17 protein-coding genes are annotated in these 18,353 nt (G+C 58.0%); 11 read left to right on the top strand and 6 right to left on the bottom strand.

The features are described from left to right. Positions 1-29: 29 nt before the first annotated feature. On the top strand, positions 30-350 hold the full coding sequence (locus RHM55_RS15455; protein WP_322177209.1) for a DUF2388 domain-containing protein: 321 nt from the start codon (positions 30-32) through the stop codon (positions 348-350). Further along, positions 347-2,308 (top strand): DUF4105 domain-containing protein, encoded by a 1,962-nt coding sequence (locus RHM55_RS15450; RefSeq protein WP_322177208.1) that lies wholly within the window; start codon positions 347-349, stop codon positions 2,306-2,308. Before RHM55_RS15455 ends, RHM55_RS15450 begins: the two co-directional genes overlap by 4 nt. A gap of 22 nt (positions 2,309-2,330) precedes the next feature. Here the strand turns inward: RHM55_RS15450 and RHM55_RS15445 are convergent, their stop codons facing one another. Then, positions 2,331-2,732: a GFA family protein gene (locus RHM55_RS15445; RefSeq protein ID WP_322177207.1), complete on the bottom strand. Its 402-nt coding sequence runs from the start codon at positions 2,730-2,732 to the stop codon at positions 2,331-2,333. 348 nt (positions 2,733-3,080) lie between these two features. Between RHM55_RS15445 and RHM55_RS15440 the strand changes: the two genes are divergently transcribed. The 9 genes from RHM55_RS15440 (at position 3,081) to RHM55_RS15400 (ending at position 13,393) form a co-directional block, all read left to right on the top strand. Beyond that, positions 3,081-4,388, top strand: a complete 1,308-nt coding sequence (locus RHM55_RS15440) for a CitMHS family transporter (protein ID WP_322177206.1) — start codon at positions 3,081-3,083, stop codon at positions 4,386-4,388. Between the two features lie 93 nt (positions 4,389-4,481). Beyond that, positions 4,482-5,249 (top strand): TerC family protein, encoded by a 768-nt coding sequence (locus RHM55_RS15435; protein WP_322177205.1) that lies wholly within the window; start codon positions 4,482-4,484, stop codon positions 5,247-5,249. A gap of 237 nt (positions 5,250-5,486) precedes the next feature. Then, positions 5,487-7,139, top strand: a complete 1,653-nt coding sequence (locus RHM55_RS15430; RefSeq protein WP_322177204.1) for a Na/Pi cotransporter family protein — start codon at positions 5,487-5,489, stop codon at positions 7,137-7,139. A gap of 57 nt (positions 7,140-7,196) precedes the next feature. Next, complete coding sequence (locus RHM55_RS15425) at positions 7,197-8,582, top strand: M16 family metallopeptidase (RefSeq protein WP_322177203.1); 1,386 nt, start codon at positions 7,197-7,199, stop codon at positions 8,580-8,582. Between the two features lie 117 nt (positions 8,583-8,699). After that, a complete protein-coding gene (locus RHM55_RS15420; protein ID WP_322177202.1) occupies positions 8,700-9,809 on the top strand; it encodes a DUF5924 family protein in 1,110 nt (369 codons plus the stop codon). Between the two features lie 11 nt (positions 9,810-9,820). Beyond that, positions 9,821-10,987: an ABC transporter permease gene (locus tag RHM55_RS15415; RefSeq protein WP_322177201.1), complete on the top strand. Its 1,167-nt coding sequence runs from the start codon at positions 9,821-9,823 to the stop codon at positions 10,985-10,987. Between the two features lie 5 nt (positions 10,988-10,992). After that, the gene (locus RHM55_RS15410) at positions 10,993-11,811 is read left to right on the top strand and encodes an ABC transporter ATP-binding protein (protein WP_322182967.1); all 819 of its coding nucleotides are present in this window, start codon (positions 10,993-10,995) and stop codon (positions 11,809-11,811) included. A 2-nt stretch (positions 11,812-11,813) separates the two neighbouring features. Further along, positions 11,814-12,752, top strand: coding sequence for an MlaD family protein (locus tag RHM55_RS15405; protein ID WP_322177200.1), 939 nt, complete (start codon positions 11,814-11,816; stop codon positions 12,750-12,752). Further along, positions 12,749-13,393 (top strand): ABC-type transport auxiliary lipoprotein family protein, encoded by a 645-nt coding sequence (locus RHM55_RS15400; protein ID WP_322177199.1) that lies wholly within the window; start codon positions 12,749-12,751, stop codon positions 13,391-13,393. Before RHM55_RS15405 ends, RHM55_RS15400 begins: the two co-directional genes overlap by 4 nt. Here the strand turns inward: RHM55_RS15400 and RHM55_RS15395 are convergent. From RHM55_RS15395 to RHM55_RS15375, 5 genes are all read right to left on the bottom strand, one after another. Beyond that, a complete protein-coding gene (locus tag RHM55_RS15395) occupies positions 13,366-14,604 on the bottom strand; it encodes a nucleoside recognition domain-containing protein (RefSeq protein WP_322177198.1) in 1,239 nt (412 codons plus the stop codon). The two genes, RHM55_RS15400 and RHM55_RS15395, sit on opposite strands and share 28 nt — an antisense overlap. Before the next feature lie 138 nt (positions 14,605-14,742). Then, on the bottom strand, positions 14,743-16,074 hold the full coding sequence (gene gltP / locus RHM55_RS15390) for a glutamate/aspartate:proton symporter GltP (RefSeq protein WP_219063277.1): 1,332 nt from the start codon (positions 16,072-16,074) through the stop codon (positions 14,743-14,745). 556 nt (positions 16,075-16,630) lie between these two features. After that, entirely contained in the window at positions 16,631-16,795 is a 165-nt protein-coding gene (locus RHM55_RS15385; RefSeq protein WP_322177197.1) for a DUF1328 domain-containing protein, read from the bottom strand. A gap of 61 nt (positions 16,796-16,856) precedes the next feature. Continuing rightward, positions 16,857-17,138: a hypothetical protein gene (locus tag RHM55_RS15380; RefSeq protein WP_322177196.1), complete on the bottom strand. Its 282-nt coding sequence runs from the start codon at positions 17,136-17,138 to the stop codon at positions 16,857-16,859. A gap of 208 nt (positions 17,139-17,346) precedes the next feature. Continuing rightward, complete coding sequence (locus tag RHM55_RS15375; protein ID WP_322177195.1) at positions 17,347-18,195, bottom strand: BON domain-containing protein; 849 nt, start codon at positions 18,193-18,195, stop codon at positions 17,347-17,349. Positions 18,196-18,353 lie beyond the last annotated feature (158 nt).

The following is an 18,353-nucleotide window of genomic DNA, read 5'->3' as shown; positions in this document are numbered from 1 at the left end:
TTGTATCTTTTGTATTCCGGAGACATTTCATGCGTACCCCGCTCATTGCTACCGCCCTCGGCCTCTTGTTGTTGGCCGGTGTAGCTCAAGCTCAAACTGTGAAGGCAACCAGTAACATTGTCGTCCGCGCCTTCGGCCGCAGTATTGATTTCACTTCTGACACCACCACCTCGACCCGCGACTCAAAAGTCGTGATCCAGGCCAAAGATGATGCTGCCAGCTACGTTGCCAGCAAAGGCGATATTCGCGGAGTGCAGCTTGAGGCCGCGTTCGACACCTTGCGTGCTCGCCTGCCTGAAGCCCGAGACGCCAGTGACCAAACGCTGGCCGAAGCCATTCTTGCTCTGTGAGGCGCCTCACAGGTTGGCTGCTGGCCTCAATGCTGTTGCTGGTCGGCAACAGCGCCGCAGCCGCATTGAGTCTGTCGCTCAACGCTGACAGACTCACTCCGGCGCAGCAACAAGCCAGCCAGACACTGCTCGATGAAGCCCTGCAGGCCTTGCCGCCGCGCTTTATCGAGCAACTGGACCGCCGTATCGACGTTCGTTGGTCTGCAGACCTGCCGAGCAACGCATACGGACAAGCGTCAGGTCCCTATCAGCTCGACTTGAACAGCAATCTGCTGGCCGGTCTGACCGATGGCTCAGCGGCCACCCAGAAAACCAATCGCCCCCACGGCACCGTGCGCCGGGAAATGCTCGCCACTGTGCTGCATGAACTTACCCATATCTATGATCGCGCCACGCTATGGCCGGGTGCCGAGCGTTCGCTGATCCTCAATTGCCAGCGTCAGGCCAATAGCCTGGGCAAGATTGGTTTGCCCGACCGCTGCCGTGGTCAAACGGCCCGGCGCTTCACCCTCAGCGACGATCCGAGGCTGCTCGACCTCGCCGGCTGGCAGCAATACGTCGGCCGCAGGGGCGAGCGTGAGGAACACAACCGCCAGGTCGCCCGTAGTCCGGACATCTACGAAATCAGCAACCCGCGTGAGTTCGTCGCGGTCAACATGGAGTATTTCCTCCTCGATCCGGACTACCCCTGCCGTCGTCCCGCGCTGTACGCGTACTACAAAGAACATTTCGACTGGGCCCCCTCAGCCAGGAGTGAGTGCCGGACGTCCTTCCCGTTCCTTAACGCCGGCAGCGACTTTGGCCGTCAACCTCTGGGCACAATCGACCCCGAGCGTGTGTACGCCGTCGACTACCTGCTGGCCGAGGCCAACCAGAACTGGGTCAGCCGCTGGGGTCATAGCATGTTGCGGCTGGTGATCTGCAAACCTGGACGCCCTCGTGGCCCGGATTGCCGTCTGGACCTGGATCAACACCTGGTGTTGTCTTACCGCGCCTTCGTCGGCGACGTGCAGCTTTCCAGTTGGGACGGTCTGACCGGCGTGTACCCGTCGCGCTTGTTCGTCCTGCCGCTGGGCCAGGTGATCGACGAATACACCAAGACCGAACTGCGCAGCCTGGCCTCGGTGCCGATGAATTTGTCCCGGCCGCAAATCAACGACCTGGTCGAGCACGCGGCCGAGATGCACTGGAGTTACGACGGCAACTACTACTTCATATCGAACAACTGCGCTGTGGAAACCCTGAAACTGCTGCGCAGTGGCACCGATGACCCACGCCTCAAAGGTCTGGACAGCATTATCCCCAATGGGCTGCTGGAAGTGCTCAATGCACGTGGATTGGCTGACACCAGCGTACTGAAAGACCCGCGAGAGGCATTGCGCCTAGGGTATCGTTTCGATTCCTATCGCGACCGCTATCAGGCGATGTTCGACGTGCTCAAAAAACAGTTGCCGATCAAACAGACCACGGTAGAAGACTGGTTGGGGGTGCCCTCCAAGGAGCGGCGTGAGTGGTTTGCCAGTGCCGATTTGCGCACCAGCGCAGCGATGCTGTTGCTGGAGCAAGCCAGCTTGCGTCGAGAACTGTTACTGGCCCAGGAGGAGGTCAAGCAACGCTACCTCAGTGCCAGGGAGCAGAAGGATGGCGGCGTCTCCAAGGCGACCGGCACCTTGCGGGAAATTCTCGCCAGCAGCGGCTTCCTCAGTCGCCCGGCAGAATTGCTCGACAGCGGCGGCTACGGCTTGCCCCAAGCCAGCGAATGGCAGCGCCTGGAAGACGAAAGCAGCCAGCGTCAGAAGCAATTGCAGCGTTTGACCGGTGATCTGGACAAAGAAGTCCGCGCATTGCTTGAACCCGAACGCGCCGCAGAAATCGCCGCCAACGAAGACAACCTCAAACAGATCAGCGACCACCTGCGCACGTTGCACAAGGCCGCAGGTGGGCTGGAACTGCCTTAGTCCTGCAACATAGGCGTTAAACCTACAACGACTCCTCACGCTCTTCGGGCAAATGCTCATCCAGATGCAACCACGGCAATCGATTGGCGGTCCAGATATGCCGAGCTGCCGGGGCCTGCTCCGGGTGATCCAGCGTGGCGACCGTGACGTCCATGCTGTCCGGCGTTTTGCGGGTGAACAACGCCAACTGTGCGCCGCAGTTGGCGCAGAAATAACGCACACAGGTCGGACCAGAGTCGTAAGACGCCGGGCTGCCCACCAGCCACTCGAACGACGTGAGCGGCACCGTAATCCAGGTCGTCACCAGCCCACCTGAAACCCGTCGGCAAATAGAACAGTGACAGTGGGCGATGTCCTGCAGCGGGGCGTTGAACTGATAACGCAGACTGCCGCAATGGCACCCACCGGTGTGAGACTGACTCATCAAGCGTGCTCCTTCTCAGATCACATGAAATTGAAACCCTTGTGGCACGCCACGGTTGCGTCTTCAACGAAACGGCAACGCGTCAGATGTTTGTTCGACGAAAGCTGGCTGAAAGCTTACCCCTTTAGGATCGCACCACCACCGGCAACAGACCGGTCAGCCAGGGCATGCGTTTTCAACGTCACCCGGCCCAGTAAACAACAATAAGCGTTAACAACCATGGTGATTCTCATGCCCTCTACTACCCCTCTCTTCGCACCATTCCCCCTTGTACTCCACGCGCCGCCCACCCAGCGCTGATTCGCTCGGTTCGCCTTCCTCACGTCGCGCTACATCTGGAGTATCTCTATGTTGACCTTCCTCGGCTTCGCCATGGTCGTCACGTTCATGTACCTGATCATGAGCAAACGCCTGTCAGCACTGATTGCGCTGATCCTTGTACCTATCGCATTTGCCTTGTTCGGTGGTTTCGCTACCGGCATCGGCCCGATGATGCTCGAAGGCATCACCAAGCTAGCGCCAACCGGCGTGATGTTGATGTTTGCCATCCTGTATTTCGCCTTGATGATCGACTCGGGCCTGTTCGACCCGGCAGTGCGCCTGATCCTCAGACTGGTCAAGGGCGATCCGGTCAAAGTCTCGGTGGGCACCGCCGTGCTGGCGCTGGTGGTGTCCCTCGACGGTGATGGCGCGACGACATACATGATCTGCGTGGCCGCCATGCTGCCGCTGTACGCCCGCGTGGGCATGAGCCCGCGCATCATGGCGGGCTTGATCATTCTGGCTGGCGGCGTGATGAACATGACCCCGTGGGGCGGCCCAACCGCGCGTGCTGCCAGTGCGCTGCATGTCGACCCTTCGGATATCTTCGTACCAATGATCCCGGCCATGCTGGCAGGTGTGGTGGCGATCCTGCTGATTGCTTATGCCTACGGTAAACGCGAGCGCGCTCGCCTGGGTGAACTGCACCTGTCGGACGATGACGTCGACCACAGCGAAATCAGCGTTTCGCAGTTCCCGGAAGCGCGCCGGCCCAAGTTGATCTGGTTCAACGGCGCCCTGACCCTGGCCCTGATGGCGGCCCTGATCGCCGGCCTGCTACCCCTGCCTGTGTTGTTCATGGTCGCGTTCAGTATTGCCATGATCGTCAACTACCCCTGCCTGCAAGCGCAGAAAGACCGCATCGCCGCACACGCGGGTAGCGTTCTAGCGGTGGTTGGGCTGATTTTTGCGGCAGGCATCTTCACCGGTATTCTGTCGGGCACCGGCATGGTCAACGCCATGTCCAAAAGCCTGTTGGCCGTCATCCCCGATGCCCTCGGCCCTTATCTGGCCGTCATCACCGCGCTGGTCAGCATGCCGTTCACATTTTTCATGTCAAACGATGCTTTTTATTACGGGGTGTTACCGATTCTCGCTGAGGCAGCCAGCCATTACGGCATTAGCCCAGTGGAAATGGCCCGTGCGTCTATCGTTGGCCAACCCGTGCATTTGCTCAGCCCGCTGGTGCCTTCAACCTACTTGTTAGTGGCACTGGCCGGCATCGAATTCGGTGACCATCAGCGCTTTACCTTGAAGTGGGCAGTGCTGGTCTGCCTGTGCATAATGTTTGCCGCCTTACTGATGGGGATTTTCCCGCTCTTCAGCAGTCTATAACGCACTCGATTCATCCCGTTGTTACCCCTCACCACCGGGGTTGGCCCGTGAGGCGGGGTAACATAGGGGTATTAACCGCATAAAGGAATACCTATGGAATGGCTGACCAACCCGGAAATCTGGGTTGCCTTTTTCACGCTGACTGCCCTGGAGATCGTCCTGGGCATCGACAACATCATCATGATCTCGATTCTGGTCAGCCGCATGCCCAAAGCCATGCAGCCGCGCACCCGAATTTTCGGCCTGGCGCTGGCCATGATCACGCGTATCCTGCTGTTACTGTCGATTGCCTGGGTCATGCGCCTTACCGCAGATCTGTTCGAGGTCTTCGGCAAGGGTTTTTCCGGCCGTGACCTGATCCTGTTCTTCGGTGGCCTGTTCCTGCTGTGGAAAAGCTCCCAAGAGATCTACCACGGCCTGGAAGGTGAAGACGAAGTCGTCGACGAGCCCAAAGGCAAGGGCGGCCAGTTCTTCTACACCATCATCCAGATCGCGATCATCGACATCGTGTTCTCCCTGGACTCGGTGATCACTGCGGTCGGCATGGTCTCTCACGTGCCCGTCATGATTGCTGCCATCGTCGTCGCCGTGCTGGTGATGATGGCGTGCGCAGGCGCCATCAGTAACTTCATAGACAAGCACCCATCACTGAAGATGCTGGCGCTGTCCTTCCTGACGGTGGTCGGTACCGTGCTGATTGCCGAATCGTTCGGCGTGCATGTACCTAAAGGCTACGTGTATTTCGCCATGGCGTTCTCGCTGGCGGTAGAAGCCATCAACATCAAGATGCGCACCGAAATGGCGAAAAAGAAGAAACAAAGCGAGCCGGTCAAACTGCGCAAGGACATCCCTGGTCAGTAACTGCACCGCTTGAAAACAAACGGGGCATTGAGTGCCCCGTTTTTTTATGAACTTTCAATCTACTGATTTATGACGGTTTTGTTTCAAGGCGCGTATTGCCTATGCGATGCTGGCGCCAAGGCCATAAGCCGACTAAAGCTTAGGTGAGCGCTAAAACGCTTCGGTTACATCGCTTCGTTCGCTACACGCTGCACTTTTAATCCTCACCCGGCTTGGGTGACCTCAGGGGGCCTTTGTATGCTAACCCTGCTCAATTTGCTTTCTGCCGTTGCCTTGCTGATCTGGGGCACGCACATCGTCCGTACCGGCATCCTCCGCGTATACGGCTCCCAATTGCGTCGCGTACTTAGCCAGAACATGTCCAGGCGCCCGTTGGCTTTCGTCGCCGGGATCCTCGTCACTGCGCTGGTGCAAAGCAGTAACGCCACGGCGATGCTTGTCACTTCCTTCGTCGGCCAAGGGCTAATGGCCTTAACCCCGGCACTGGCAATCATGCTCGGTGCGGACGTCGGCACCGCGCTGATGGCGCGGGTGCTGACGCTCGATTTGTCCTGGTTGTCGCCACTGCTGATTTTCCTCGGCGTGATCTTTTTTCTGTCGCGCAAGCAAACCCGAGCCGGGCAACTCGGGCGGGTGGGTATCGGCCTTGGCCTGATCATTCTGGCCCTGCAACTGATCGTCACGGCTGCGTCGCCCATTACCCAGGCAGCGGGCGTGAAGGTACTGTTCGCCTCATTGACCGGAGACCTCCTGCTCGACGCCCTCATCGGGGCAATGTTCGCGCTGATTTCCTACTCCAGCCTTGCTGCCGTGCTGTTAACTGCGACCCTGGCTGGCGCGGAAATCATCAGCCTGCCAGTCGCGATCGGTTTGGTGATCGGGGCAAATATCGGCAGCGGCCTGCTGGCATTCCTGAGTACCAGCATGCAAAACGTCGCCGGGCGCCAGGTTGCGCTTGGCAGCTTGCTGTACAAGCTGATCGGCCTGCTGCTGATCATTCCCATACTGGACCCGCTGGTGAAGTGGATGGATACGCTGAACTTCAGCGCCCAGAGCCTGGTGATCAGCTTCCACCTGACCTACAACACCCTGCGCTGCCTGCTGATGTTACCCAGCGTCAGCCCCATGGCCCGGGTGTGCACGTGGCTATTGCCTGAACGCCCCGACACCAACGGCGTGGCAAAACCCCGGCATCTGGACGCCACGGCGTTGGCAACGCCAAGCCTGGCGCTGACCAATGCCGTGCGCGAGACCCTACGCCTGGGCGATCTGGTCGAAAGCATGCTCGACGCCATGCACGGGGTGCTGCGCGGTACGCAAACGGCGGTCACCCTGGAAATGCGGCGCCTCAACGACGATGCCGAAGCGCTGTACAACGCGATCAAACTCTATCTGGCGCAGATGCCTCGGGAAGACCTGGGCGAGCAGGACAGCCGACGCTGGGCAGAAATTATCGAGCTGGCGATCAACCTCAAGCTGGCCAGCGATCTGATCGAACGCATGCTGCGCAAGGTCCAGCAACAGAAGACCTCGCAACGCCGCTCGTTCTCCGAGGTAGGCCTGGAAGAACTGACGGGGCTGCACAGTCAATTGCTGTTGAACTTGCGCCTTGGCCTGTCAGTCTTCGTCAGCGCCGACCCCGAAAGCGCCCGCCAATTATTGCGTGAGAAGCGCCGCTTCCGCGCTCAGGAGCGACGTCTGGCACATGCCCACGTCAGTCGCTTACAACGCAAAGTGGTGCAAAGTATCGAAACCAGCTCGCTGCACCTGGAGATGATTGGCGACATGAAACGGCTCAACTCGCTGTTCTGCAGCAGCGCCTATGCCGTCCTCGAAACCGCGGAAACGGGTGCACTGTCCAGCGAACCCTTGCCCGACCAACCAATGTGAACGACCTCGGCTCATTGAAGTCTGTTAAACATATCGGCCCGCAAGGAAGCTCGTTTTATGCGTTGTCTGCTGTTTGTTTGCCTGCTTCTGACTGCCAGCCCGTCAATAGCCTTCGACCGTTATCAAGTCGAAGGCTACGACCTGCCCAATGGCCTGCAATTACTGCTCAAGCCGGGCAATGAAAAAGGCCATGTCGCTATTCGACTGGTCGTCGGTATTGGCTTCGATGACTTCAATTGCGCCAACAAGGAATTACCGCACCTGCTTGAGCATCTTTTGTTCAGCGGTATTGATGATCAAGGGGAAGGGGGGCTTGAGGAGCGCATGCAGGCGCTGGGCGGTGAGTGGAACGCTTTCACCAGCAGTGCCGACACGACCTTTGTGATCGAAGCGCCCGCGAGAAACCAGCGTAAGGTTCTTGATTTGTTGATGGCCGTATTGACCCGCAGTCGCATCGATGAAAATGCCCTGAACACCGCCAAACGTATCGTCGAGCGCGAGGACGGCGGCCATTACTCGCACCTGCAACGCTGGCTCGATCATCAAGACCTCGGTCACAACGCCAGTAAACAACTGGCGGTCGAGTTGGGCCTCAAATGTGCCGAACGACCCGATGTCGAGTCGCTGACCCTCAAGCAGGTCGAGAAAATACGCAACAGTTGGTATGCCGCGAACAACATGACGCTGATTATCGTCGGCGATCTGGACCGGCTCCTGCCGGCCTATCTGGTGCGCACCTACGGCCAACTCATCGCAGCCGAACCGAGCGAACACATCCCGCTCGCGCACATCAGCCATACCGCAGAAACCGAACGCAGCCTGATAAAAGGCTGGGTGGGTGAGGGCGCGCGTCTGCACTGGTTTTTCCCTGAGCCGCAGCTTGAACAGCAGCACGATGAGACCTGGGAGCTGGTCAAAAGCTATCTGGATTGGGCGCTCTACCGCCAGTTGCGGCTCGAGCACAGCCTTTCTTACGGACCCTGGAGCGAACGGGAAGTCTTCGGCGACACCGGTTTTCTCAGCCTGAACGCGGACCTTGGCCGTGATGATGTCGATCAGGCAGAACGCGTAATGCGTGAATTGAGCGAGCACCTGCAAAAAGACGGGCTCGACCCCGCGACCTTCTCCCGCCTGCAACAGGCTGCCATCGACAAACAGGCGTGGGCTGCCCAGGGCAATAGCGCGCTGGCCGATTACTATTGGGGATCGTTGAACGACTACGAGGATGGGCACCTGACAGACCCAGCAAAGCAGATCAGGGCCGTCAGTCTCGATACCGCCAACCGGGCGATGCGTCAATTGCTCGCGCAGCCGGGCTATGTCCGCGTGGAAAAACCGTTGCTGGGTTACAACGGATTGTATGAGATGGTGGCGGGGACCCTTGTTTTGTTTACCCTGATGCTGTTGTTGTGGCGATACCGGGCGGTCCGCGCTCGCGAATGAATTCGCTGACGGGGATTGAGCCTGGAGTTTTCACACAGCCTGCACGGGGATGACCGCTAACCGAACAGCATTGGTATCCTGTCGAGGATTTTTCCTACATACACAGTGAACTGCCGAATGCCTGACTGGAACCATTACGTAACGCGAATACTGGATTTGATGAAGCGCTATCCAGGGTTGATTGCGCTCTTCGGTTTTGCTTCAGGTATCAGCAGCTTCATTTTGGTAGATCGTCAAGAAGCTCTGGCCACCTGGATTGCGGTCATCATGCTGGTCAGCTGGCTGTGGCTGATGTTCGAGAACAGCGTGATGCAGCTGTTCACTAAAATCTTCAAACGCGAAATTCCGCCGCCGCTGTTGCGCTATGGCACTCAGATGATCCACCAGGAAAGTCTGTTTTTCGTATTGCCGTTTTTCTTCATTACCACCACCTGGAACAGCGGCCAGCTGGTGTTCACCAGTCTACTGGGCGCGGCGGCACTGATTTCGATCACTGACCCGCTGTATTACAAATGGCTGGCGCCCAAGCGCTGGTTGTTTCTTGCGCTGCACACGCTGACCTTATTCGCCGCGCTGCTCACCGCGTTACCGATCATTCTGCACCTGACCACCGCCGAGAGTTACAAGCTGTCATTGGGTATCGCCATGCTGCTGTCATTTCCCAGCCTGGTGTCGAGCTTCCCGATCAACCATTGGCGGCGCGGCGTGTTATTACTGGCAGTGACGCTGGTTATCGGCGGCGCTGGCTGGTTTCTGCGTTCGTGGGTACCACCGGCGACCTTGTGGTTGACTGAAGTCGCGGTCAGCACTGATTTTGATAACCAGAACCGGACGCCGGGTGAAAGCCTGAAAGAGGTCAGCGCCCGCCAGGTACGCAACAGTGGGTTGTATGCCTACACCGCAATCAATGCACCGCGCGGGCTGGATGAACGGATTTACCATGTCTGGCGACAAAACGGTAAAGAGGTCGATCGAATCGCCCTGGATATCCACGGTGGGCGCAAGGAAGGCTATCGTGCCTGGACCCGCAAACAGAATTTCCCGGCCGACCCCACCGGGCGCTGGCAGGTGAGGGTGCTGACTGAAGATGGTCAGATGATCGGTGTGCTGCGGTTTCTCGTCACAGACACCGAGCAGGCACCTGTCACGCACTCGGCTGGCGACCCTCTGGGTATAAAACCCTCAGCCGATGATCCAGCGCAATCCAATCCAGGGCAAACCTACTAAGCTCGGAGCTTATGACCACACCCTCTCTGGCCGGCAGTGCGCCGTCTTCGGCTGGCATCGCCCTCGTTGACACGTCGAGCAGCCCCCCGAGCCTGCGAATCTCGGGCGACTGGACGCTGGCACATTACCGCGACCTCAAGCAGCAGACGAGCGCGCTGTTCGGGCAGTACGACGCCACGACCCCCGTCGACCTGACTCTGCTGAGCGCCCTCGATACCGCAGGCGCTTCGTTGTTGGTGGAGTTGCTGGGCGCAGACCGGCTGGGACAACTGGCCGTGGACGCCCCGGAACTGCCAACCGCCAGCCGCGCCTTGCTGCAAACCATTCAGTCCTCGATGCATGATTTTTGTATACCTGCCAAAGAGCCGGAAGAGGCGGTGGGCATTCAGTTACTCATGCGCATCGGCAAGGCGGTGGATGCGGTTTGGCTGGACACCCTGCAACTGCTTGGTTTTGTTGGCCTGGTTCTAGAGACACTGGTGCTGAATTCATTTCGCCCAAAACGCTGGCGGATGACCTCGGTGATCTCGCACATCGAGCAGACCGGCCTTGATGCCGCGCCTATCGTGGCGCTGCTGACCTTCCTGGTCGGCGCCGTGGTGGCGTTCCTTGGCGCGACGGTACTGCAAAAATTCGGTGCCAGCATCTTTACCGTGGATCTGGTGGCGTTCTCTTTCCTGCGTGAGTTCGGCGTGTTGTTGACTGCGATCCTGATGGCCGGGCGAACGGCCAGTGCCTTCACCGCGCAAATCGGTTCGATGAAAGCCAACGAGGAAATAGACGCTATCCGTACCCTCGGTCTGAGCCCTGTCGAGCTGCTGGTGGTCCCTCGCGTATTAGCACTATTGGTTTCGCTGCCGATCCTGACCTTTCTCGCGATGCTCTCCGGGATTATCGGCGGTGCCGTGGTGTGTGCAGTGTCGCTGGATATATCGCCAGCGATGTTCCTCTCGCTACTGCAATCGGACATTAGCGTTCGGCACTTCCTGGTGGGTATGGTCAAGGCGCCATTCTTTGCCTTCCTGATCGCCTCCATTGGGTGCCTGGAAGGCTTCAAGGTCAGTGGCAGTGCCGAATCAGTCGGGGCTCACACCACATCCAGCGTGGTGCAGTCGATCTTTGTGGTCATCGTGCTGGATGCCGTGGCCGCGCTGTTCTTCATGGAGATGGGCTGGTGACCCCAATGACAAACCCTGTTGCAAGCCCGACCCCAAGTACGCCGCACGAAGTGGTGATTGAGGTGCGCGGCCTGTGCAACCGATTCGGTAGCCAGATCGTGCATGAGAATCTCGACCTGGACTTGCGGCGGGGCGAAATTCTGGCCGTGGTCGGAGGCTCGGGCAGTGGCAAGTCCGTATTGCTGCGCAGCATTGTCGGACTGCGGCGGCCGAACGAAGGCACGATTCGGGTATTTGGCCAAGACCTGCGACACCTGTCAGATAAAGACCGCTCCCTGGTCGAGCGACGCTCCGGTGTACTGTTCCAGAAAGGCGCGTTGTTTTCTTCATTGACGGTGACCGAGAACGTCGCGTTGCCGCTGATCGAGAACGCAGGTCTGAGCCGCAATGACGCGGAACACTTGGCGAGCGTGAAACTGGCGCTGGCCGGACTGCCGTTGTCGGCCGCACACAAATACCCGGCGACGTTGTCTGGCGGCATGATCAAACGCGCCGCGCTGGCCAGGGCTCTGGCCCTGGACCCGGACATTTTGTTTCTCGACGAGCCGACTGCGGGTCTCGATCCGATTGGCGCCGCCTCGTTCGATCAATTGATCCTGACCCTGCGTGATGCGCTGGGCCTGAGCGTATTTCTAGTCACACACGATCTGGACACCCTCTACACCATCACTGATCGGGTCGCGGTGCTGGCGCAAAAGCGTGTATTAGTGGTCGATCAGATCGATAAAGTCGCCGCCACGAACGATGCCTGGATTCATGAATACTTCCATGGCCCGCGCGGCCGAGCGGCCTTTTCAGCCGCCACACAGCAGAACGAGGTCTAACGATGGAAACCCGTGCCCATCATGTGCTGATTGGCTTATTCACCGTGATAGTGGTCGCCGCAGCGCTGCTGTTCAGCCTGTGGCTGGCAAAATCCAGTGTCGACACCGAGTTCAAAGAGTATGAGGTTGTGTTCAACGAGGCCGTGACGGGCCTGTCGAACGGCAGTGGCGTGCAATACAGCGGAATCAAGGTCGGCGACGTGGCGCAGTTGCGCCTGGACCCCGAGGATCCGCGGCGAGTGCTGGCGCGGATCCGTATCGCGGGCGAAACCCCGATCAAGGAAGACACTCAAGCCAAACTGGCCCTGACCGGGATTACGGGCACCTCGATCATCCAGCTCAGTGGCGGCACGCCAGAAAGCCATGTATTGCGGGGCGTCGACGGTAAACTTCCTGTTATTTTCGCCAAGCCCTCGCCCATCGCCCGACTGCTGAACGACACCGGCGACCTGATGAGCGGCGTTAATGAATTGCTGCACAACGCCAACCAGATGTTCTCGCCCGACAACGCGAAAAGCCTCAGCCTGACCCTCCAGCATCTGGAACAAACCACCGGCGTCATCGCCGAGCAGCGCGACGATATACGCCAGGCCCTCAACCAACTGGCGCAGGTCGGTAAGCAAGCGAGTGCAACGCTGGAGCAAACCGCCTTGTTGATGCGCAACGCTAACGGCTTGCTCAACAATGACGGCAAACAGATGTTCAACAGCGCCGAACAGGCGATGAAATCCATCGAGCAAAGCAGCCTGACCATCAGCAACCTGCTCAAAAATAACCATGATTCGCTCGACAGCGGCATGCAAGGACTCAGCGAACTAGGCCCGGCCGTGCGCGAATTGCGCGACACGCTGACCTCGTTCCGGTTAATTTCCCGCCGCCTGGAAGCCAATCCGAGCGGTTACCTTCTGGGCCGCGACAAGAACAAGGAGTTCGAGCCATGAGGCTTGCCCATCACTCACTCGGTCGTTTCGCCGTTGCCGGAGCATTGTTGCTGTCGAGCGCGTGCTCGATCCTGCCACAAGCTGAACCGTCCGATGTCTACCGATTGACCACGTCGCAATCAGCACCGCAAGCCGCCCACGGAGCACCGCTTGCCTGGTCGCTACGGGTGGCCCGGCCCAGAGCTAGCGAGGCGCTGGACAGCCCGCGAATCGCCGTCGTGCCTCAGGGGGATCTGATCAGTAATTACAAGGGCGCGCGCTGGAGCGATCCGGCCCCGGTGGCACTGCGTAACCGACTGCTTGACGCCTTTACGCGCGATGGCCGCGTGCAGTCGCTCAGCACCGATGACAGTAACCTGCAGGCGGATTTTGAGCTGAGCGGCGAGCTACAGGCGTTCCAGAGCGAATACCATGGACAGGTCATCGACGTGGTCGTCCGTCTCGATGCGCGACTGGTCAGTGAGGACAAACGTATCGTCGCCAGCCGCCGTTTCGACGTACACCAACCCGTCACTGACAAACAGGTACCTTCGGTGGTGGCGGGTTTCAGTCAGGCCAGCGATACGCTAGCGGCGCAACTGGTGCAATGGACCCTTGAGCAGGGTCAAAAGCATTACGCCATGGCGCCGAAGAACCAGTAGCAAACGAGGATGGCCGCAACGACCCCGGCCAGTTCCGCCAGCAGTGCGCAACCCACCGCATGCCGCGCACGCTGGATACCGACAGACCCGAAGTAGACCGCCAGCACGTAGAAGGTGGTTTCAGTGCTGCCCTGAATCGTCGCGGCCACCAGCGCCGGAAAGCTGTCGACGCCCTGAGTCTGCATGGTCTCGATCAGCATCGCCCGTGCGGCGCTGCCAGAGAACGGTTTGACCATTGCAGTGGGCAGGGCATCGACGAAGCGGGAGTCTATCCCCGCCCATTGCACCAGATGCCGAATGCCATCAAGGCCGAAATCCAGCGCACCTGACGCACGCAATACACCGACCGCGCAGAGCATCGCTACCAAATAGGGCAGTAGGTTCTTGGCGACATCGAAGCCTTCTTTCGCGCCCTCGACAAAGGCCTCGTACACCTTCACTTTCTTGAACGCGGCAATGAGCAGAAACACCATGATCAGGCCAAACAACGTCAAATTACCGAGGATCGACGACAGGCTTGCCAACGCGGTAGCCGACAGCCCGGCGAGCAGCGTCATGAAACCGCCCAGCAGCAGTGCACCGGGAATCAAATACGCCAGGACCACCGGGTCCCACAACCGCAAGCGTTGCATGAACGCTACCGACAGCAATCCGACCAGGCTGGAGGCGCTGGTCGCCAGCAAAATCGGCAAGAACACCAGCGTCGGATCCACCGCGCCTTGCTGAGCCCGGTACATAAAGATCGTCACCGGCATCAGGGTCAGGGACGAAGCGTTGAGCACAAGAAACAGAATCTGCGCGTTACTGGCCGTGGTCTTGCTGGGGTTCAGCTCTTGCAGCGCACGCATGGCCTTGAGACCAATAGGTGTGGCGGCGTTGTCCAGACCCAAGCCATTGGCAGCGAAGTTGAGGGTGATCAGCCCCAGCGCCGGATGACCAGGCGGGACGTCAGGCATCAGATGGCGGAACAACGGACCCAGTACCTTGGCCAGCCAATCGACGATCCCGGCCTTCTCCGCAATGCGCAGAAACCCTAACCAGAGGGTGAGGGTACCGAACAGCAGGATCATCACATCGACCGACAACTTGGCCATGGCGAAAATGCTTTCCACCATCGCTGCAAAGATCCCGGCATTCCCGCCAATCAGCCACTGCGCCAGCGCCGAGACCGCCGCCACCACAAAAAAGCCAAGCCATAGGCCATTGAGCATCAGTAAGTCCCTCAGAAGATGCGGCGATGATAGCGGCGACAGGGGTTAACAACAAATGGGGCTGGCCGTATTGCGGCAGGAACGTCAAAAAGACAAAACCCCGGAAATCCGGGGTTTGTCAGTGCGGCGCGTCAGTGATCAGTCAATGACGGTTTCACCCGCTGGCAGCGGCTCTTTGCTGCGCCAGTGCGGAAGGGAGTTCCAGTAGCGCTCGCCCTTGGCATCGTCATACATGCCTTCCCAGCGCGAGATCACCAACACCGCCAAGGCATTGCCGATCACGTTCAGCGCCGTACGGGCCATGTCCATGATCCGGTCGACACCGGCGATAAAGGCCAGACCTTCCAACGGAATACCCGCGCTACCCAACGTTGCCAGCAACACCACGAAGGACACGCCCGGCACGCCCGCGATCCCTTTGGACGTGACCATCAGGGTCAAGACCAGCATCAATTGCTGCCCTATCGACAGGTCAATGCCATAAAGCTGAGCAATGAAGATCGCCGCAATGCTCTGATACAGGGTCGAGCCATCAAGGTTGAACGAGTAGCCGGTTGGCACCACGAAGCTGCAAATAGCCTTGGGTGCGCCGTAGGCTTCCATCTTCTCGATCACACGCGGCAGCACGGTCTCGGAGCTGGCGGTGGAGTAGGCGAGGACCAGCTCATCTTTAAAGATGCGCATCAGCTTGATCACCGAGAACCCGAACAGGCGGGCAATCAGACCCAGCACCATGAAGGCAAAAAAAGCGATGGCGAAGTAAACCAGGATCACCAGCTTGGCCAGCGGCAGCAGGGACGCAAAACCGAAGTTAGCGACCGTGACCGCGATCAAGGCAAACACACCTATCGGGGCGTAGCTCATGATCATATGGGTAACTTTGAACATGCTTTCCGAGACGCCCTGAAACATCTTTACCAGCGGCTCACGCAGGTCTGATTGCAGGCTGGACAAGCCGAGGCCGAACAATACCGAGAAGAAGATGATCGGCAGCATGTCACCGCGAGCGATGGCGGCGAAGATGTTCGACGGGATCAGGTTGAGGATGGTCTCTATGAACGCATGCTCGTGCCGCACCTCGGAGGCCGTCTGCTGGTACTTGGAGATATCGACGGTGCCCAAGGTACTCATGTCGATGCCTGTGCCCGGATGGAACACATTGGCCAACACCAGGCCTACCAGAATGGCGATGGTAGTGACGACTTCGAAATAGAGAATGGTTTTGAGGCCGATGCGTCCCAGTTTTTTAGCATCACCCACACCCGCGATACCAACGATCAGTGAAGACACCACAATCGGGATCACGATCATCTTGATCAGGCGGATGAATATGTCACCCGCTGGTTGCAGAACGTTGCTGATCCACCAGGCTTTTTCAGCACTGAAATGGTTGAGCAGTGCCCCGATTGCAATCCCCAGAACCAGACCGATGAGGATCTGCCAGGCGAGGCTCAGCTTTGCCTTCTTCATGTCATTACCCTTATATCAAGTGGCGTGGACATCCCCCATCAAGGCATTTGACTTGGCTTTTTTTGAAGGCCGCATCGAGGACAAAGATGGCTTGAGGGCTGTCCAGTAGAAGGTTTCCGCAGTTGGGCGTCCCAGCTCTTTAGCAGGCGAAAAAGGGCGCAACTATTCCGAGGACAAGACGCGACGTCTAATGCCGTAAACGCCTACCTCATGCCGAATCGGCATGAGGTACGTCAAATGAAACCCAGGTTTCAGATTGAACAAGGTCATTTACGCGGCGGGAATAAATACCGTTTTTCGGCGCCAGACTGGCTAAAGCGTCGCCTGTAGCGAAAAGAGATTTAAAAATCCAACCCGGGGCATGAGCGAATAAAAAGGTAATTCGGTATTAAAGCGGGGGAGTTTTCTGCTGGAAATTTTTAGATCGATGGTCGAAAAATAAAGCGCTCGGCAAGTCCGCGAAATTCATTTCTGAATGAAAATCACGGACTTGCATCACAGCGCTCTCCTGATTAGACCCTGATTGTGTCGCGGCATACAGGCGTGAAAAAGCGCGTCAACCTCGACCGCGACGACCGAAGAAGAACGAAGCGACAAAAAGCACCAGGAACACGATAAAGAGAATCTTCGCGATACCCGTAGCGGTGCCAGCGATACCACCGAAGCCCAATACGGCAGCGACGATAGCAATGATCAAGAACGTGATTGCCCAACTCAACATGGTGATTCTCCTTACGTTGCGTTTTTTCTTGCGTATATTTCAGGCTTCCAGGACAACATGCCTAGAACACCCAGCTTTGTGGATGAGGTCGTTCACTGACAGAGGCTTCCCCCTCGACCGGTTGCAAGCTCAGGGCAACGTCTTTCGGGGCTGCGGCGCTCACGTTGGTGTAGGTGCTGCCGGTCATGAAAGGCTGTTTGATCTGATGCACATTCCGGTGACTGTCCCAACGCTCAAATTGTTGTCCGACAATCAAAGTGACGAGCAGCGCCAGGCTGACAAACAAACCCTGCTGAATAGGCAGAGGCGAAATACGCAGTTGAGCGATACGCGGGCTGTTCATCCTGAAACTCCTCCACCTGAGTGGCTGTTCGATCTTGTTGGGCGAGCGTACTGCTCAGCCTTTGTTACGTAACCTTCTGCAGCCTGCATGCCAGCTTCTTTATCTATAAAAAACCTTACTTATCAAGTATTTAAATAAATAACAGCCGCATACTTGCAAGCATCCTGCACGACGGCCCCATGGGCATCGTGCGTTCTGCACGATGGGACTAACCCGCCGTCCGGGTGATGACTTTCAACGCGTCGGCATCAACACCGCGTACGCCACGAATATTCCGCGCGATTTCGACCGCCAGTTGTTTTTCGGCGTAATTGGCGACCACACCGCTCAGGCTGACCATGCCATCCTTGGTATCGACTTTGATGTTCAATCCATCAAGGTTACGGCTGTAGATCAAACTGGATTTAACCTTGCTGGTAATCCAGAGATCGCTGATCACTTCGCCGGCGTTAGTTGCGCCAGGCTGGACCTTGGGCACCGAGGGGTCACTGGCACTCAGGCTGATCAGGTTATTAACCTCTGTCACCCCATCGGTGTTGCTCGCCAGCCTGCCAGCCAGCTCCTTGGCTTCGGCGCTTTGGGCCTGGCCTTTAAGCGTGACCACCCCGTCTTTGCTATCCACTTGAATACTCAGCGCCTGGGTCACGCTGTTCCACAGCAGTTTTGATTTCACCGTCGCGGTGAGTGTTGCATCTTCAAAACGCTGAGCGATTTTGGCTTTAGTGCCTGGCTCAGCAGCGACATTTGGGTCTACCTCCAGCTGGTTATCGACCTTGTCTATGCCTTTGGTGTCGAGCGCTATCTGTTCAGCCAACTCACGATCAACGTCATTTTCAACCTTGCCCTTGAGCACCGCAGTCCCTTTCTCGACCGTGACGTCGATCTTGAAAGGGCTCAAATGGCGGTTAAGAGCGAACGCGGTCCAGATCGAACCTTCCTGCCGCGCCTGGGTCAGCTGAGTAGCCAGATCTTCCTGAGCGGCCTGCGCAAACATAGGGGTCAACCCCAGTACTGCGGTCGTAGCGGTGGCCAGGGCAATCTTCTTCAGCGGGTGCATAACGATTCTCCATCAATGTCTGCGCAGGTTGTTTGTGACGATAGTCGCGGGAGTGTCGCAAGCCTCGTGCCAGCACGTTTGAGACGCTAAAACGCATATAAATCAGGCCGATGACGACATCACTAACAGATAGCTACCATGCAGACCGCCGAATCAAG

It is taken from the genome of Pseudomonas sp. MH9.2 (genome assembly GCF_034353875.1).
Classification (GTDB): Bacteria; Pseudomonadota; Gammaproteobacteria; order Pseudomonadales; family Pseudomonadaceae; genus Aquipseudomonas.
Note: the sequence above shows the minus strand (reverse complement) of the source record. Positions and strands in the feature narration are given on the sequence as shown.

Coding starts and splice junctions, on each gene's coding strand:
- RHM55_RS15455 (WP_322177209.1), top strand. CDS start 30: ATGCGTACCCCGCTCATTGCTACCGCCCTCGGCCTCTTGTTGTTGGCC.
- RHM55_RS15445 (WP_322177207.1), bottom strand. CDS start 2,732: ATGAGTCAGTCTCACACCGGTGGGTGCCATTGCGGCAGTCTGCGTTAT.
- RHM55_RS15440 (WP_322177206.1), top strand. CDS start 3,081: ATGTTGACCTTCCTCGGCTTCGCCATGGTCGTCACGTTCATGTACCTG.
- RHM55_RS15435 (WP_322177205.1), top strand. CDS start 4,482: ATGGAATGGCTGACCAACCCGGAAATCTGGGTTGCCTTTTTCACGCTG.
- RHM55_RS15430 (WP_322177204.1), top strand. CDS start 5,487: ATGCTAACCCTGCTCAATTTGCTTTCTGCCGTTGCCTTGCTGATCTGG.
- RHM55_RS15425 (WP_322177203.1), top strand. CDS start 7,197: ATGCGTTGTCTGCTGTTTGTTTGCCTGCTTCTGACTGCCAGCCCGTCA.
- RHM55_RS15420 (WP_322177202.1), top strand. CDS start 8,700: ATGCCTGACTGGAACCATTACGTAACGCGAATACTGGATTTGATGAAG.
- RHM55_RS15415 (WP_322177201.1), top strand. CDS start 9,821: ATGACCACACCCTCTCTGGCCGGCAGTGCGCCGTCTTCGGCTGGCATC.
- RHM55_RS15410 (WP_322182967.1), top strand. CDS start 10,993: ATGACAAACCCTGTTGCAAGCCCGACCCCAAGTACGCCGCACGAAGTG.
- RHM55_RS15405 (WP_322177200.1), top strand. CDS start 11,814: ATGGAAACCCGTGCCCATCATGTGCTGATTGGCTTATTCACCGTGATA.
- RHM55_RS15400 (WP_322177199.1), top strand. CDS start 12,749: ATGAGGCTTGCCCATCACTCACTCGGTCGTTTCGCCGTTGCCGGAGCA.
- RHM55_RS15395 (WP_322177198.1), bottom strand. CDS start 14,604: ATGCTCAATGGCCTATGGCTTGGCTTTTTTGTGGTGGCGGCGGTCTCG.
- gltP (WP_219063277.1), bottom strand. CDS start 16,074: ATGAAGAAGGCAAAGCTGAGCCTCGCCTGGCAGATCCTCATCGGTCTG.
- RHM55_RS15385 (WP_322177197.1), bottom strand. CDS start 16,795: ATGTTGAGTTGGGCAATCACGTTCTTGATCATTGCTATCGTCGCTGCC.
- RHM55_RS15380 (WP_322177196.1), bottom strand. CDS start 17,138: ATGAACAGCCCGCGTATCGCTCAACTGCGTATTTCGCCTCTGCCTATT.
- RHM55_RS15375 (WP_322177195.1), bottom strand. CDS start 18,195: ATGCACCCGCTGAAGAAGATTGCCCTGGCCACCGCTACGACCGCAGTA.